This window comes from Actinophytocola xanthii, assembly GCF_001921205.1.
In the GTDB taxonomy this organism is placed as follows: Bacteria; Actinomycetota; Actinomycetes; order Mycobacteriales; family Pseudonocardiaceae; genus Actinophytocola; species Actinophytocola xanthii.
This window is the reverse complement of the sequence record NZ_MSIE01000004.1, coordinates 134,212-149,184: the sequence shown is the minus strand read 5'-3', so window position 1 is coordinate 149,184 and position 14,973 is coordinate 134,212. Positions and strand designations below refer to the sequence as shown.

Annotated in this window: 16 protein-coding genes; 7 read left to right on the top strand and 9 right to left on the bottom strand. The window is 73.6% G+C overall.

All coding sequences use genetic code 11. From position 1 onward, the window contains the following. The first annotated feature begins 9 nt into the window (after positions 1–9). Positions 10–882: an alpha/beta fold hydrolase gene (locus tag BU204_RS03780; RefSeq protein ID WP_158073391.1), complete on the top strand. Its 873-nt coding sequence runs from the start codon at positions 10–12 to the stop codon at positions 880–882. On the opposite strand, the gene BU204_RS41070 is transcribed toward BU204_RS03780, so the two are convergent. Next, complete coding sequence (locus tag BU204_RS41070) at positions 872–2,143, bottom strand: sigma factor-like helix-turn-helix DNA-binding protein (protein WP_075124109.1); 1,272 nt, start codon at positions 2,141–2,143, stop codon at positions 872–874. The genes BU204_RS03780 and BU204_RS41070 overlap by 11 nt on opposite strands. Before the next feature lie 6 nt (positions 2,144–2,149). Between BU204_RS41070 and BU204_RS03770 the strand changes: the two genes are divergently transcribed. Next, positions 2,150–2,491 (top strand): MmcQ/YjbR family DNA-binding protein, encoded by a 342-nt coding sequence (locus BU204_RS03770; protein ID WP_075124108.1) that lies wholly within the window; start codon positions 2,150–2,152, stop codon positions 2,489–2,491. On the opposite strand, the gene BU204_RS03765 is transcribed toward BU204_RS03770, so the two are convergent. Then, positions 2,477–3,490 (bottom strand): acyl-CoA dehydrogenase family protein, encoded by a 1,014-nt coding sequence (locus tag BU204_RS03765; protein ID WP_075124107.1) that lies wholly within the window; start codon positions 3,488–3,490, stop codon positions 2,477–2,479. The two genes, BU204_RS03770 and BU204_RS03765, sit on opposite strands and share 15 nt — an antisense overlap. A gap of 52 nt (positions 3,491–3,542) precedes the next feature. Between BU204_RS03765 and BU204_RS03760 the strand changes: the two genes are divergently transcribed. After that, positions 3,543–5,123 (top strand): serine/threonine-protein kinase, encoded by a 1,581-nt coding sequence (locus tag BU204_RS03760; RefSeq protein WP_233159208.1) that lies wholly within the window; start codon positions 3,543–3,545, stop codon positions 5,121–5,123. Here BU204_RS03760 and BU204_RS03755 read toward each other — a convergent pair. From BU204_RS03755 to BU204_RS03745, 3 genes are read right to left on the bottom strand one after another with little or no spacing between them, the layout of a single operon-like run. Further along, entirely contained in the window at positions 5,101–6,075 is a 975-nt protein-coding gene (locus BU204_RS03755; RefSeq protein WP_075124106.1) for an acyl-CoA dehydrogenase family protein, read from the bottom strand. The two genes, BU204_RS03760 and BU204_RS03755, sit on opposite strands and share 23 nt — an antisense overlap. After that, complete coding sequence (locus BU204_RS03750; protein ID WP_075124105.1) at positions 6,072–7,202, bottom strand: acyl-CoA dehydrogenase family protein; 1,131 nt, start codon at positions 7,200–7,202, stop codon at positions 6,072–6,074. Before BU204_RS03750 ends, BU204_RS03755 begins: the two co-directional genes overlap by 4 nt. Beyond that, complete coding sequence (locus tag BU204_RS03745) at positions 7,192–8,034, bottom strand: enoyl-CoA hydratase (RefSeq protein ID WP_075124188.1); 843 nt, start codon at positions 8,032–8,034, stop codon at positions 7,192–7,194. The genes BU204_RS03750 and BU204_RS03745 overlap by 11 nt, the downstream gene beginning before the upstream one ends. Positions 8,035–8,075: 41 nt before the next feature. Here BU204_RS03745 and BU204_RS03740 point away from each other — a divergent pair, with 41 nt between their 5' ends. From BU204_RS03740 to BU204_RS03730, 4 genes are read left to right on the top strand one after another with little or no spacing between them, the layout of a single operon-like run. Then, complete coding sequence (locus tag BU204_RS03740) at positions 8,076–9,218, top strand: acyl-CoA dehydrogenase family protein (RefSeq protein WP_075124104.1); 1,143 nt, start codon at positions 8,076–8,078, stop codon at positions 9,216–9,218. After that, entirely contained in the window at positions 9,215–9,991 is a 777-nt protein-coding gene (locus BU204_RS03735) for an SDR family oxidoreductase (RefSeq protein WP_075124103.1), read from the top strand. The genes BU204_RS03740 and BU204_RS03735 overlap by 4 nt, the downstream gene beginning before the upstream one ends. A 39-nt stretch (positions 9,992–10,030) precedes the next feature. Beyond that, positions 10,031–10,171, top strand: coding sequence for a hypothetical protein (locus BU204_RS39870; protein WP_158073390.1), 141 nt, complete (start codon positions 10,031–10,033; stop codon positions 10,169–10,171). A 21-nt stretch (positions 10,172–10,192) separates the two neighbouring features. Next, positions 10,193–11,584 (top strand): WS/DGAT/MGAT family O-acyltransferase, encoded by a 1,392-nt coding sequence (locus tag BU204_RS03730; RefSeq protein WP_075124102.1) that lies wholly within the window; start codon positions 10,193–10,195, stop codon positions 11,582–11,584. Positions 11,585–11,594: 10 nt separating this feature from the next. Here BU204_RS03730 and BU204_RS03725 read toward each other — a convergent pair whose 3' ends face one another. From BU204_RS03725 to BU204_RS03710, 4 genes are read right to left on the bottom strand one after another with little or no spacing between them, the layout of a single operon-like run. Beyond that, positions 11,595–12,668, bottom strand: coding sequence for an NAD(P)H-dependent flavin oxidoreductase (locus tag BU204_RS03725; protein WP_075124101.1), 1,074 nt, complete (start codon positions 12,666–12,668; stop codon positions 11,595–11,597). After that, positions 12,668–13,381 (bottom strand): CoA-transferase subunit beta, encoded by a 714-nt coding sequence (locus BU204_RS03720; RefSeq protein WP_075124100.1) that lies wholly within the window; start codon positions 13,379–13,381, stop codon positions 12,668–12,670. Before BU204_RS03720 ends, BU204_RS03725 begins: the two co-directional genes overlap by 1 nt. Next, positions 13,378–14,226 (bottom strand): CoA transferase subunit A, encoded by an 849-nt coding sequence (locus BU204_RS03715; protein WP_075124099.1) that lies wholly within the window; start codon positions 14,224–14,226, stop codon positions 13,378–13,380. The genes BU204_RS03720 and BU204_RS03715 overlap by 4 nt, the downstream gene beginning before the upstream one ends. After that, entirely contained in the window at positions 14,223–14,966 is a 744-nt protein-coding gene (locus BU204_RS03710) for an enoyl-CoA hydratase family protein (RefSeq protein WP_075124098.1), read from the bottom strand. Before BU204_RS03710 ends, BU204_RS03715 begins: the two co-directional genes overlap by 4 nt. Positions 14,967–14,973: the final 7 nt, after the last annotated feature.

Below are 14,973 nucleotides of genomic sequence, written 5' to 3'. Positions count from 1 at the left end.
CTGCACGGCGTGCACTTCGACGAGATCGTCATCGAGACCGACCGGCTCGACTTCCCCGCGCTCACCGCCGGCGAGGGACCGGTCGTCGTGTGCTGGCACGGGTTCCCGGACCACCCGGCGACCTTCGGTCCGCTCGCGGAGCACCTGGTCGCGGCCGGGCGGCGGGTCGTGGCGCCGTTCCTGCGCGGTCACCACCCCGCGACCGCCGACGCCATGCGCTTCGCCGACGGGCTGACGCTGGCCGCCGACGCCGCCGCCGTCGCCTCCGCGCTGGGCGGGCCGGTTGACGTCTTCGGCCACGACATCGGGGCGGGCATGGTGTACCGCCTGACCGCGCTCCGGCCGGAGTTGGTGCGACGCGCGGTGACCGCCGCGGTGCCGGCTCCGGCACGCATGCCGGCGCTGCTGACCGATCCCGCGCAGCAGCAGCGCTTGTTCTACCTGTGGTTGTTCCAGCTGCCCGGGCTGCCGGAGCAGCTGCTCGCCGGCGACCGCCGGCTGGTCGACTACCTGTGGTCGACCTGGTCCCCCGGCCTCGCCGACCTCGGCGCGCACCGCGAGCGGGTGCACGCGCTGTACGGCGACACGGCGCTGCTGGGCAACGCGCTGCGGATCTACCGCGGCAACTTCGACGCGGCCTTGCGGGATCCGGAGCTGCTGGCCCTGGCCGCCCGCAGCGAGCTGCCGGCCGAGAAGCCGATACTGCTGCTGGCCGGCGCGGACGACGGCTGCGTTGACGCGCGCTGGTTCACCGAGGAAGGGCTCGCTCCCGGCTCGCGGGTGGAGATCCTCCCCGACGCGGGTCACTTCCTGCATCTGGAGCGCCCCGTCGAGGTCGCCCGGCTCGCCCTGGACTGGTACGGCCAGCCGGTCAGTACGTGAAGACCCGAGCGAACCGGAACAGGTCCTCCACGCTCAGCGGAGGCGGGGTGTCGGGCTCGGTGGACTGGACCGTGACGTTGACGAACGTGCCGTCCGGGCGAAGCGAGCTCATCGTGTGTACCACCGCGCGGGACGCGGGGTCGGTGAAGACCACCACGTCGGCGCGCGTGCGGTCCGGGAACTGGCGGAAGGTGCAGTCCAGCTCGATCTCCGGGCAGGGGGTGTACCGGGTCATGTCCTCGTGGGACCGCCATCGCACGTCGATCGCGATCACCGCCGAACCCACCCCGAGATCGACGGTCGCGGACGCGAGGTACCCCTTGTCCAGTCCGCTGTACTCGTCGAGGTGGAACTCCAGCGGGAGGGGGAAGTCGCCGGCGCCCGGCGGGCGGTCGCCGGCGCCCGGCGGGCGGGGGACGGGGTGCAGGACCGTCGCGCCGGGCAGCACCCTGTCGAGCGCGGCGCGGAGCTGCCGGGTCAACTTGCGCGCCTGGTCGTCCACGATGATCGGCGGCAGCTCGACGTTCGGCGGCTGGTGCGGTCGACCCAGCGTGGGCGTCGCCGACACCACCACCAGTCCCTCGGGTTCGGCCTCCCCGCTCGACCCGGTCCGCAGGGTCACGGCCACCGCACCCGCGCCCACCAGCACCACGCCGGCGAGCACCGCCGCCAGCCAACGCCGCCGGGACCGCACCACGGGCCGGGTCGCGGCAAGGATCTCGGCCGTCCCGACGCCGAGCGGCGGGGCGGCCTCCGCGAGGACCCGCAGCCCGTCGGCGAGTACCGCCTCCGCGGCGCGCTCGCCCTCGACACCGTCCCCCGCGGTGAGCTGGGACGCGGCGGTGAGCTGGGCCGCGGCCGCGGTAACTCCGGCGAGGCCCTGCCCGGTCTCGGTGGCCACCACCCGCTCCGGGCCGTCCAGCACGGTCGCGACCTCCGCCACGGGAAGCCCCGCCCAGTACCGCAGCACAACCGCGGCCCGCTGACGGGGCGGCAGGGCCGCGAGCGCCAACCGCAGGTCCTCCAGGTCCGCCGCCAGCTCCTCGACGAAGCCGGGTTCGGCGGGGTTCGCCAGGAACCGCCGGACGAGGACCGTGGTCGCGTCCGTCCCCGGCCAACGCCGGCGCACCTCCGCCAGGCAGTCCAGAACCAGGCATTCGGGGTCTCCGGAGAGCAGATAGCCCAGCCGGGTGAGGTGGTCGACCGATCGCGCGGTGAACTCCTCGAACGTCTCCTCGTCCCCGCCCCCGCCTGGCACCATGACCCCATGGTGACCGAGGACGACGTACGACGGGTAGCCCTCTCGTTGCCGCACACGAGCGAGCGGCACTCGTACGGCACCCCGGGCTTCCGGGTCAAGGACAAGCTCTTCGCCCGGATTCGGGAGGAGGGCGACGTCCTCGCGCTGTTCGTGGCCGACGAGTCGGAGAAGCAGGGGCTCATCTCCGCCGATCCCGAGAAGTTCTTCACGACCCCGCACTACGACGGCTACCCGATGGTCCTCGTCCGGTTCGCCGCGGTCGACGTCGACGAGCTGACCGAGCTGGTCACCGAGGCCTGGCGGCTGCGGGCGCCCAAACGCGTCCTCGCCGAGCTAGAAACCCGCTAGCCGCGCCATCCGGTCGACGTGGGTGGCCGGCGCACCGAACAGGTGGGCCCCGGCGTGCGCCCGTTTGAGATACCGGTGCGCGTCGTGCTCCCAGGTGATCGCGATCCCGCCGTGCAGCTGGATCATCTCCCCCGCGACCTCGCTGGCCGCCTCGGCGCAGTGCGCCTTGGCCACCGCGGCCAGCAGTGGCAGCTCCGACGGCTCGGCCAGCGCCGCCGCCAGCGCGGCCGACTCGGCCGTCTCGACCAGCACGTGCATGTCGGCCATCCGGTGCTTCAGCGCCTGGAACGAGCCGATCGGCCGGCCGAACTGGGTGCGCCGCCCCGTGTACTCGACGGTCAGCTCGAGGCATCTGGCCGCCGTGCCGGCCAGCTCCGCGGCCAGGGCCACGCAGGCCACGTCGCGGACACGAGCCAGGTCGACCGGGCAGAGCGGCTCGGCCGGCGTGCCGGCGAAAGTGGCCGAGGCCAGGCCGCGGGTCTGGTCCATCGCCGGTGTCGGGGTGGTCCGCACCACCGCCGGGTCGACCAGGAACAGCGCGGGGCCGTCATCGGTTCGGGCGACCACCAGGAGGGTGGCCGCCGTGGCGCCGTCCAGCACATAGGCGGCCTCGCCGTCGAGGCACCACCCGTCGCCGTCGCGGCGCGCGGTGCCGCAGCCGTCCCACCGGCCGTCCGGGCCGGACCAGGCCAGGGCGACTGTCTCGCCGGCCACCACGGCGGGGAGCAGCCGCCGGCAGGCCGCGTCGTCACCGGTGGCCAGCAGCGCCGCCGAGGCCAGAACCGAGGACAGCGCCGGCACCGCCACCAGCGCCCGCCCGAGCTCCCGGTGCACGACGTGGACCTCGGCCAGCCCGGCGCCGAGGCCGCCGTACTCCTCGGGCACGGACAGCGCGGGGACGCCCACGCCGACCAGCTGTTCCCAGAGCTCGCCCCGGGCGTCCGCCAGCATTCGACGCACGGTGTCACGCAATGCCAGTTGGTCATCGGTCAAGCGCATACCGTAATCGAACCAAACGATTGCTTGGTCTGCCTAGTGCCCGCCCTAACGGGTGAGTTCGATATCCTCCCTACCGGGTCGGGCCGAAGCGAACGCACACGAGGAGTACCTGGTCATCGAGAAGGGTGCACTGATCGCCGGTCGCTACCGCCTGCAGGAGCAGGTCGGTAACGGCGCCATGGGCGTTGTCTGGAAGGCCAAGGACGAGCGGCTCGGCCGCGTCGTCGCCGTCAAACGCCTGCTGGTGCGGTACGCGCTGTCCGACTCCACGGCCGAGGAGACCCGGCGCCGGGCGATGCGGGAGGCGCGGATCGCCGCGCGCCTGCAACACCGCAACGCGATCGCCATGTTCGACGTCGCCGAGCACGACGGGGACCCGTGCCTGATCATGGAGTTCCTCCCGTCGCGGAGCCTGTCCGCGGTGCTCGCCGAGCGGGGCGCGCTCCCGCCCGAGGAGGTCGCCAAGATCGGGGCGCAGGCCGCAGCCGCGCTCGCCGCCGCCCACGCGGTCGGGATCGTCCACCGGGACATCAAGCCGGGCAACATCCTGCTCGCCGACAACGGCACGGTGAAGATCACCGACTTCGGCATCTCCCGGGCACTGGACGACAGCACGGTGACCACCCAGACCGGGATCGCCGGCACCCCCGCCTACCTCGCCCCGGAGATCGCCCGCGGTGAGGACCCCACCCGCGCCTCCGACGTGTTCTCCCTCGGCTCGACGCTCTACCACGCGGTCGAGGGCCGCCCGCCGTTCGGCACCAACTCCAACCCGCTGGCGCTGCTGCACGCGGTCGCCTCGGGCAACGTGCCGCCGCCGCGCAACGCGGGGCCGCTGGGCGGCACGCTCACCGCGCTCATGCGGACCGACCCGTCGACCCGGCCCACCATGCAGGAGGCGGTCACCGCGCTGGCCGCAGCGCCGGACACCGCCCCCCTGCCCGCGCCGACCGGACCGGTGACGCCGCCGCAGCCGGTGGCGGCGCTCTCCCAGCCGACCGCGCCGACGGCGGCCCTGCCGGCCACCCCGGCCGCACCCACCACCCCCGTCCGCGGCGCGGCACCCGCTCCGGTCCCGGTCAGGCCCGCGGACCCCCGGCGCAAACTCGTGCTGGTCGCGCTGGCCGCGGTGCTCGTGCTGTCCGGCGTGGTGACCACGATCCTGCTCCAGAACTCCCCCGGCGACGGCGGCGAGGGCACCAAGCAGGCAGGTTCGCAGCCGACCCTCACCAACCCGCCCGCGGAGAGCGAGACCGCACCGCCGTCCTCGACGTCCTCGTCCTCCTCGTCGGTGCAACCGATCGACCCGGGTGGCCCCATCGACTGGAGCGACGGCGGCGAGAAGGTGATCGACTACTTCGGCACCTTCGAGAACCCGACCGCCCGCTGGAACATGCTCTCCAGCAACGCGCAGGCGCAGTTCGGTGGCCAGGCGGCGTTCAACGAGTACTGGTCCAAGTTCACCGGGCTCAGCTCGCGGCAGGCGCAGATGGCGCGGGATAACGGCGACGGCTCGCTGACCTTCAGCGTGATCGTGACCTACACCAGAGGTGACGGCACCGAGGAGCATCAACGCGAGGTCCGGGTCACTCGGGAGAACGGCCAGATCGTCATCGACTCGCTGGCGCGGTGATCTGACTCGCTGGCGCGGTGATCTCCTCCAGCACCCGTGCCCGGTGCCAGGACTGGGTGCCCCAGGCCGAGCGCAACGCACGCACCTTGGTCAGCCACAGCCCCAGGTCGTGCTCGCGGGTGTAGCCGACGGCGCCGTGCACCTGCAACGCAACCCTCGCCGCCCGGTCGGCCGCCTCCGCCGCGGCCACGCGCGCCGCCGACACGTCCGCCGGCGTGCCGGTGACCGCCGCGCCGTGCACCAGCGGTCTGGCCAGCTCCAGCGCCACCAGCACGTCGGCCAGCTCGTGCTTGACCGCCTGGAAGGCTCCGACCGGCCGGCCGAACTGCCGGCGCGCGGTCGCGTGTACACAGGCCAGGTCGAGCAGGCCGCGGCCGAGCCCCAGCAGCTGGGCCGCCGCGCAGAGCACCCCGAGGTCGAACGCGGCATCCGCGTCGCCGAGCCGCTCGCCCGGCTCCGCCTCGAACAGCCGGCGGGCCGGGTCGACGGAGTCGTGGCGCCTGCCCGCGGTCGCGAGGTGGACGCCCCCGTCGACGACGGCGAACACGGTCGCCACGTCGGCGTCCAGGGCGAACGGTGTGTGCGGCGGCAGGGCCACCGTCGCCGGCTCACCCCCGGCCAGCCCGGGCAGCCACCGCTCCCCGGCCGGCAGCCCGGCGAGCAGCGCCGGCACGACCGCCACCGACTCCACCAGTGGACCCGGTACGGGATGGTGGCCGAGCTCGTCGAAGGCCACCACGAGCTCGACCGGGCCGGCACCCAGACCACCGAACCGCTCGGGAACGGCGAGCCCGGCCACGCCGACCTCGGCCAGCCTCGCGTACAGCGTCAGTCCCGGCTCCGGCTCACCGCCGGCCCAGGCCCGCGCCACCGAGGGCACGTCCGCCGAGGAGAGCAGGTCGTGCAGGGTCCTCGCGAGCTGACGGTGCTCGTCGCCCAGCGCGAACCTCACCGGTCCCCCCTCGGCAGGCCGAGCAGCCGCTCGGCGATCACGTCGCGCTGGATCTCGTTGGTACCGGCGTAGATCGGGCCGGCGAGGGAGAACAGGTAGCCGCCCAGCCAGTCCCCGGCCAACTCTCCCTCGGTGCCCAGCAGTTCGATAGCGGTCTCGTGCACGGCGATGTCCAGTTCGGACCAGAACACCTTGTTCACACTGGACTCCACGCCGAGCGAACCGCCTTCGGCGAGCCGACTGACCGTGCCAAGGGTGTACAGGTGGTAGGCCCTGGCGCCGATCCACGCGTCCACGACCCGGTCCCGGAGGGCCGGATCCGGCCGCTCTCGCCACAGCCCGACCAGGCGCCGCGCGGCGGCGAGGAACCGGCCGGGGCTGCGTAGGGTCAGCCCGCGCTCGTTGCTCGCGGTGCTCATCGCCACCCGCCAGCCATCCCCCGGCTCGCCGATCACGTCCTCGTCGGGCACGAACACGTCGTCGAGGAAGATCTCGGCGAAGCCCGGAACGCCGTCCAGCTGGGGTATGGGCCGTACCGTCACGCCCTCGGCACGCAGGTCGACCATCAGGTAGGTCAGCCCCCGGTGGCGGCGGGCCTCGGGATCGTTCCGGAACAGGCCGAACGCGCGGTCGGCGACCGCGGCCCGCGAGCTCCACGTCTTCTGTCCGTTGAGGACCCAGCCGCCGTCGACCCGGGACGCGCGGCTGCGCACGGCGGCGAGGTCGCTGCCGGCCTCCGGCTCGGACCAGGCCTGGGCCCAGATGTCGTCGGCCCGGGCCATCCTGGGCAGCACCCGCTCCTTCTGCTCCGCGGTGCCGTGGGCGAGCAGGGTCGAGCCCAGCAGGGCGATGCCGTTCGCGCTCACCCGGGCCGGCGCACCGGCCGCGTGGTACTCCTCCTCGAAGACCACCCACTCGAGCAGCGAGGCCTCGCGCCCGCCGTACTCACGCGGCCAGGTCACCGCCGAGAGCCGGGCGCCCGCGAGCACGCGTTCCCAGGCGCGGTGTTGTTCGGCGCCCTCCGGGGTGTCCATCGGCGGCAGCGGCTCGGCCGGCACCCGCTCGGCGAGCCAGGACCGCACCTCGTCCCGGAAGGCGAGCGCGTCCTCGTCCAGATCAAGATCCACTGGCGTCTCGCATCGACCGCGCGTCCATGCCGCCGAGCGAGTCGGTGGAGGTCTCGGCGTTGTGCGCGTGCGCGAAGTGGTGCAGGCCGAACACCGAGTCCATGCCGGTGCGCAGGCCCATCTGGTCCTCGGCCTGGTTGACCGCCCGCTTGGCGAGCGCCAGCCCGAACCTGGGCATCCTGGCGATCCGCTCGGCCATCGCCCGGGTCTCGCCCACCAGGTCGGAGCGGGGCACGACCCGGTTGACCATCCCCAGCTCGTAGGCCCGGCGGGCGTCGAACCGGTCGCCGGTGAACAGGACCTCCTTGGCCGCGCGGGGACCCAGCATCCAGGGGTGGGCGAAGTACTCCACGCCGGGAATGCCCATCCGCACGACGGGATCGGCGAAGAACGCGTCCTCGGCGGCCACGATCAGGTCGCACACCCAGGCCAGCATGAGCCCGCCGGCGATGCAGGCCCCGTGCACCATCGCGATCGTCGGCTTGGGGATCTCCCGCCAGCGCCGGCACATCCCGAGGTAGACCTCCATCTCCCGGGCGTAGCGCTGGTCGCCGCCCGGCTTGCCGACGTGGTCCCACCAGAGCACGGCCCGGCGCTGGAAGGTCGTGTCGACGTCGCGGCCCGGCGTGCCGATGTCGTGCCCGGCTGAGAAGTGGTCACCGGCGCCGGCGAGCACGATGACCTTGACCTCGTCGTCGTCCACGGCCCTGGCGAAGGCCGTGTCGAGCGCATAGGTCATGGCCGAGTTCTGCGCGTTGCGGTACTCGGGGCGGTTCATGGTCACCGTGGCGACCGGCCCCTCCCGCTCGTACCGGACAACCCCGTCGCTCACGACGAACACCTCCAAAGCAATTGCTTGGTAGGGTACACCGCATGGGCCTCCCGGAGTTCCGCGCGACGGTGCGCGAATGGCTGGCCGACGCCCTCTCCGGCGAGTTCGCGCCGCTGCGCGGCCTGGGGGGACCGGGTCGCGAGCACGAGGCGTTCGAGGAGCGGCTGGCCTGGGACCGGCACCTGGCGGCCGCCGGGTGGACCTGCCTCGGCTGGCCGGTCGAGCACGGCGGGCGCGGGCTGGACCTGGCCCACCGGGTGGTCTTCCACGAGGAGTACGCGCGGGCCGGCGCCCCGGCGCGGGTGAGCCACGTCGGCGAGGAGCTGCTGGGCCCGACGCTGATCGCGCTGGGCACCCCCGCCCAGTGCCAGCGCTTCCTGCCGCGGATCCGGGCCGTCGAGGAGCTCTGGTGTCAGGGCTACTCCGAGCCGGGCGCGGGGTCCGACCTGGCCGCCGTCGCCACCAGGGCGGTGCTCGACGGCGACCGGTGGGTGATCGACGGGCAGAAGGTCTGGACCTCGCTCGCGCACGTGGCCCACTGGTGCTTCCTGCTGGCCCGCACCACCCCGGGCTCGACCCGGCACGCGGGGTTGTCCTACCTGCTGGTGCCGATGGACCAGCCCGGCGTGACGGTCCGGCCCATCGAGCAGCTCACCGGCGGCTCGGAGTTCAACGAGGTCTTCCTGGACTGCGCGCACACCGCGGCCGACCTCGTCGTCGGCGCGCCGGGCGATGGCTGGTCGGTCGCCATGCGCACCTTGGGCTTCGAGCGGGGCGTGTCCACCCTGGGCCTGCAGGTCGGCTTCCGCCGGGAGCTGGACGCGCTGGTCGAGCTCGCCCGCGACAGCGGCGCGCTCGAGGACCCGCTGCTGCGCGAGCGGCTGGCCCGGGCGCGGATGGGCCTCGAGGTCATGCGCTCGCATGCCCTGCGCACGATCGGCGACGCCGGGTACGGAGCCTCGGTCACCAAGCTGGTCTGGGCCACCTGGCACCAGGGCCTCGGTGAGCTGGCGATGGCCGTGCTGGGCGCGGCCGGCATGGTGGCGCCCGAGGGTGAGCTCACCGAGTGGCAGCGGCTGTTCCTGTTCAGCCGCGCCGACACGATCTACGGCGGCTCCAACGAGATCCAGCGCAACGTCATCGCCGAGCGGGTGCTCGGTTTGCCCCGGGAGCCCCGCCCGTGATCCCCGCCGGTCCGCCCGGGCGCGACCTGCTCGCCGGGAAGGTCGTGGTCGTCACGGCCGCCGCCGGTACCGGCATCGGCTCCGCCGCCGCCCGGCGCTGCCTGGCCGAGGGGGCCAGGGTCGTGCTCAGCGACCGGCACGAGCGGCGCCTCGCCGAGACCGCCGCCGCGTTCGCCGGGGAGCACGGCGACGCCGTCCACGCGCTGCCCTGCGACGTGACCGACGAGGACCAGGTACAGGCCTTGGTGGACGGTGCGGTCGCACACTTCGGACGGCTCGACGTGATGGTCAACAACGCGGGTCTCGGCGGAACCGCCTCGGTGCTCGAGATGACCGACGCCGACTGGGCACGCGTGCTGGACGTGACGCTGACCGGCACCATGCGCTGCACCCGCGCCGCCCTGCGGCGGCTGGTCGAGCAGGGCGGGGGCGGCGCGGTGGTCAACAACGCGTCGGTGCTCGGCTGGCGCGCCCAGCCGGCCCAGGCGCACTACGCGGCGGCCAAGGCGGGCGTGATGGCGCTGACCCGCTGCGCCGCGATGGACGTCGCCCAGCACGGCATCCGGGTCAACGCGGTCGCGCCGAGCATCGCCGCACACCCGTTCCTGGCCAAGGTGACCGGCGAGGACCTGCTGGAGTCGCTCGCCGCCCGCGAGGCGTTCGGCCGCGCCGCCGACCCCTGGGAGGTGGCGACCGTCATCGCCTTCCTCGCCAGCGACTACGCCTCCTACCTCACCGGCGAGGTGATCTCGGTAAGCAGCCAGCATCCGTGACACTGTGGAGGCCAGGGCGCGTCCGCACAGTTCCGGTCGATGGGCTTGGTGATCCAGGTCGTCGCTGGCAAGGCGGAGGGCGGGCCTCGTACCGGGTTGTACTCGGCCTGTCCCGACAACGCCGCCAGCGGCGGGCTGGGCGCGAAGACCGCGACCGCGGGCTGTGCGGACGTGCCCTAGGCTGGCCGGGGAGGTGCGCCGATGGCGGTCATGCCGGTGACGGACTCGATGTTCCTGCTCGCCGAGGCACGCGAGCACCCGATGCACGTGGGCGGGCTGCAGCTGTTCGAGCTTCCCGAGGGCGCGGGTCCCGAGTACGTCGGCGAGTTCCACCGCCGGCTGCTCGACCTGGTCGACGTCCGGCCGCTGTTCCGGCGCCGCCCGCGGGGGCCGGTCAACGTGCTCGGCAACTTCGCCTGGAGCAACGACGACCAGCTGGACCTGGAGTACCACGTCCGCCTCTCCGGCCTGCCCCGCCCCGGGCGGGTCCGGGAGCTGCTCGAGCTGACCTCCCGCCTGCACGGCTCGCTGCTCGACCGGCACCGGCCGCTGTGGGAGTTCACGGTGATCGAAGGGCTGGAGGGCAACCGGTTCGCCACCTACAGCAAGATCCACCACGCGCTGCTCGACGGGGTTTCGGCACTGCGCCTGCTGCAGAGCTCGCTGTCCGAGGACCCGAACGACATGAACGTCCGGCCGCCCTGGTCTCCCCGGGTGCGGACCGACGTCTTCGGCAGGACCCGATCCACTGAGGACGAGAGCGTCGACCCGTTCCGAGCCCTGTCGGCGCTCGCCAAGGACGTGGTCGGGCTGGGCTCGGCCGCGGCGCGCGTGGTGAACGAGGCGTTCCGCGAGCAGTCGGCGACGTTGGCGTTCCAGGCACCGAAGACGATGTTCAACGCGCCGATCACCGGCGCCCGCCGGTTCGCCGCCCAGGGCTGGCCGCTCGAGCGGCTGCGGGCGGTCGGCCGGGCCGCCGGCGGGACGATGAACGACGTCATGCTGGCCATGTGCGCCGGTGCGCTGCGCCAGTACCTGCTCGACCTCGGCGCCCTGCCGGACAAGCCGCTGGTGGCCGCGGTCCCGATGTCGCTGCGCACGCGGCAGCCGAGGGCGCTGACCGAGACCTCGCTCGGCGGCAACGCGCTCGGCCTGATCCTGTGCGACCTGGCCACCGACGACCCTGACCCGGCCGGGCGACTGGCCACGATCCACGACTCGATGCTCCGCGGCAAGCAGGTCTACCAGGGCATGAGCCGGCTGCAGATCACCGCGCTGAGCGCGATCCCGCTGATCCCGCTGGCCATCGGCACGATCCCGGGCATGACCAGGGTGACCCCGCCCGCGTTCAACGTGCTGATCTCCAACGTGCCGGGGCCGCGCAAGCAGCTGTACTGGAACGGCGCCCGGATGCAGGGCGTGTACCCACTGTCCATTCCGTACGAGGGCCAGGCCCTCAACATCACCGTCACCAGCTACGGCGACAGCCTCGAGTTCGGCCTGACCGGCTGCCGCCGTACCGTGCCCAGCCTGCAGCGCCTCCTCGGCCTGCTCGAGGAGTCGCTGACCGACCTGGAGAAGGCGCTCACCTAGGGGCACGTCCTCAAAGCCCTCGACCGGGACCTTGAGGACGCGCCCCAGGCAACCTGGCGATGGCCTCCTCGGCCTCGGCGACGACCCGCTCGACCAGTTCGGCGCAGGTGGGCAGGTCGCGCAGGGCACCAACGACCTGCCCGGCGGCCAGCACACCGGTGTCGGTGCGACCCTGCACCAGGCCGGCACGCAGGAGCATCGGGGTGTTCGCGGCCATCACGACCTGGGCCAGGGTCAGCCCGCGGGCACGGCGCATGGCAAGCCCGTCGCGCACCAGCGTGGGCCAGGACAGGCCGGTCAGGCGGCGGAAGCGGACGGCGTTGGCCAGCGCGCGGGCCAGCGAGCCCACCCGCCCGGAGCGCTCGAGGGCCGCCACCAGGTCGGTACGCAGCACGCGGTGCGGAACGCCGTCCACCCGGGTGGTCACCACGGTGCCGGTCAGGTCGTGGGACAGGTAGGCCTCCTTCACCGCCCGCGGCACCGTGCTCTCCTCGGTCAGCAGGAACCGGGTGCCCATCGCCACCCCGGCCGCCCCGTAGGCGAGCGCCGCCGCGAGGCCGCGCCCGTCGTAGAAGCCGCCGGCGGCGACGACCGGGATGTCCACGGCGTCCACCACGGCCGGCAGCAGCAGCGTCGTCGCGACCTGGCCCGTGTGCCCGCCGCCCTCGCCGCCCTGCACCACCACCGCGTCCGCCCCCCAGGCGACGACCTTCTCCGCGTGGCGCACCGCGCCGACCGAGGGCACCACCAGCACGCCGCCCTCCTTCAACCGCGCGACCAGCGACTCCTTGGGCGCCAGGGCGAACGAGGCGACCCGGACGCCCTCGTCGAGGAGCAGCGCGACGCGGTCGGCGGCGTCGGCGGCGTCGGCACGCAGGTTCACCCCGAACGGCTCACCGGTGCGGGCCCTTGTCTCCCGGATGGCCGCACGCAGCTCCTCGAAGCTCATCGTGGCCGAGGCGAGGATGCCGAGCCCGCCGGCGGCGGCCACCGCCGAGACCAGGCGCGGGCCGGCGACCCAGCCCATGCCGGTCTGCACCACCGGGTACCGGATCCCCACCAGCCGGGTCAGCGCCGTCTCCACTACGAACGCACCTCGCGCTCCCGGAGCCCTCGCGGATCCAGCTCCTCGCGCAGCAGCGCCAGCTCGGCCTCGTTGGGCAGGCGGGTCTGCGCGACGTCGCCCTGCGCCAGCTCGAAGCCGGTCTGCTCGACCACCTCGGCCTCGGTGACGCCGGGGTGCACCGACACCAGCCGCATGGTGTGCCCGGGACCGCCGAAGTCCAGCACGGCCAGGTTCGTGACCACCCGGTGCACGTCGTGGAACCGCCCGCCGTCGCGGTCGTAGCCGACCCCGGACACGACGTCCACGGCGGGCACGAACACTCGCCGGGAGTGGCGGGGCACCCAGTAGCTGGTCCTGTGGTTGACCGTGTTCCCCGGCGCGCCGCGGAACCCGAGCAGCTGGCGGTCCGGCCGCTCGTGCCGGCCGATGCAGGAGATGTTCTGGTTCCCGTGGCGGTCCAGCTGGTTCGCCCCCATCACCACGTGCCGGCGCCCGTGCGCGAGCACGTCGAACACCGCGCGGTAGGGCAACCACCCCTCGGCGACGCCCGAGGCCGTCAGCAGGGTCGCCTCGCCGTCGGAGAGCAGCAGGTCCGGCTCGGCGGTGAGCCGGGCGAGCCGGGCACCCAGCGACGGGACCAGGCCCATGGGGCTCGCCAGGATCTCCCCGTCCCCGGCGAACAGGTCCGCGCAGGCCGCGACGCAGACCTCCGCCCTGGTCGGCTGTCTCATCCGGCACGCACCGCCCGCTGGTAGTCGGCCTCGCCGCCGGACAGGTAGTGGTCGACGAAGGCGGCCCAGGCGTCCTCGTCCGCACTGGCGGCCTCGGCGTAGGCCCGCTGGAACGGCTCGTCCCGGCCGTAGTCGGGTACGCAGCTGGTGAAGTGTGCGCCGCCGGGCGCCTCCACCACCCCGTCCACCATCATCCGGTTCAACAGCAACGCCTGCGGCGGGCCGAGCGCGGCGAGCTCCTCGGTGTCCGCAACGGACTCACAGGAGACGAACCGCCGGGTCGCGGCGAGGCAGAACAGGTCGTCGAAGTAGGGGTCGGGCCCCAGGTACCTGGCGTTGCCGTGCCGGTCGGCCCGGTTCAGGTGCACCAGCGCGACGTCCAGCGCGATCGGCGGCATCGCGACCAGTTCCTCGTCGCCGTAGGGCGAGCGGACCGTGCGCAGCGAGGGGTCCAGCGCGAGCACGTCCGAACCGAGCCCCGCGCGGATCGGCAGGAACGGCAGGCGGTGTGCGGCCGCCCGGAGCCCGCACTGGAGCATGCCCTCGTCCAGCTCCCGGGCGAGGACCGAGCCGGACTCACGTGCCCGGCGGAACCACGGGTCGTAGGCGATCGAGTCCAGGGAGACGAACCCGTAGACCACCTCGCGCACCTTGCCCGCCGCGCAGAGCAGCCCCACGTCCGGTCCCCCGTAGGACACCACGGTGAGCTCGCGCAGCGGCGAGCGCAGGATGGCCCGCACCAGCGCCATGGGTTTGCGCCGGGACCCCCAGCCGCCGATCCCGACCGTCATTCCGTCCGACAGCGTGGCGACCACCTCGTCGGCGGTCATCCGCTTGTCCCTCACCGCTCCTCCAGGAAACGCCGCCGTGCCGCGTCCGCGGCGCCGACGAGGTTCAGCTCGAAGGTGAACCCCTGCTCGAAGCGGTAGCCGCGGTGCACGTCCTGCGGGTCGATGCCGTTGATCGCCGACTTCGCCGCGCGGACCACCCGGGTGTCCTTGGCCGCGATCACCTCGGCCAGCTCCAGCGCGGCCCGGTCCAGCTCGACCCCCGGCACCACCCGGTACACCGAGCCGTGGTGGTGCAGCTGCGCGGCGGTGACCGTGGCGGCGGTGTAGTACATGGCCCGCATCAGGTGCTGGGGCACCAGCCGGGCGAGGTGCGTCGCCGCCCCGAGGGCGCCGCGGTCCACCTCGGGCAGTCCGAACGTGGCGTCCTCGGCCGCGACCACCACGTCCGCGTTGCCGACCAGGCCGATCCCACCGCCCAGGCAGAACCCCCGCACCGCGGCGATCACCGGCACCGCGCAGTCGTACACGGCGCCGAACGCCGCGTGGCAGCCGTGGTTCGCGCCGACCAGCGCCTCGTACCCGGTGTCGCGCTGGATCTCCTTGATGTCCACGCCCGCACAGAAGCCGCGCCCCTCCGCCCGCAGCACGACGACGTGGGTCGCGGGGTCGCGCCCGGCTGCGGCGACGGCATCGGCGAGCTCGAACCACCCGGCCACCGGCACCGCGTTGACCGGCGGGAAGTCGATCGTGACCACGGCGATCGCACCGGCCGGCCTGCTCGCCACCACACCCATGGACTCA

Coding starts and splice junctions, on each gene's coding strand:
- BU204_RS41070 (WP_075124109.1), bottom strand. CDS start 2,143: ATGGTGCCAGGCGGGGGCGGGGACGAGGAGACGTTCGAGGAGTTCACC.
- BU204_RS03770 (WP_075124108.1), top strand. CDS start 2,150: ATGGTGACCGAGGACGACGTACGACGGGTAGCCCTCTCGTTGCCGCAC.
- BU204_RS03765 (WP_075124107.1), bottom strand. CDS start 3,490: ATGCGCTTGACCGATGACCAACTGGCATTGCGTGACACCGTGCGTCGA.
- BU204_RS03740 (WP_075124104.1), top strand. CDS start 8,076: ATGGGCCTCCCGGAGTTCCGCGCGACGGTGCGCGAATGGCTGGCCGAC.
- BU204_RS39870 (WP_158073390.1), top strand. CDS start 10,031: ATGGGCTTGGTGATCCAGGTCGTCGCTGGCAAGGCGGAGGGCGGGCCT.
- BU204_RS03730 (WP_075124102.1), top strand. CDS start 10,193: ATGGCGGTCATGCCGGTGACGGACTCGATGTTCCTGCTCGCCGAGGCA.
- BU204_RS03720 (WP_075124100.1), bottom strand. CDS start 13,381: ATGAGACAGCCGACCAGGGCGGAGGTCTGCGTCGCGGCCTGCGCGGAC.
- BU204_RS03710 (WP_075124098.1), bottom strand. CDS start 14,966: ATGGGTGTGGTGGCGAGCAGGCCGGCCGGTGCGATCGCCGTGGTCACG.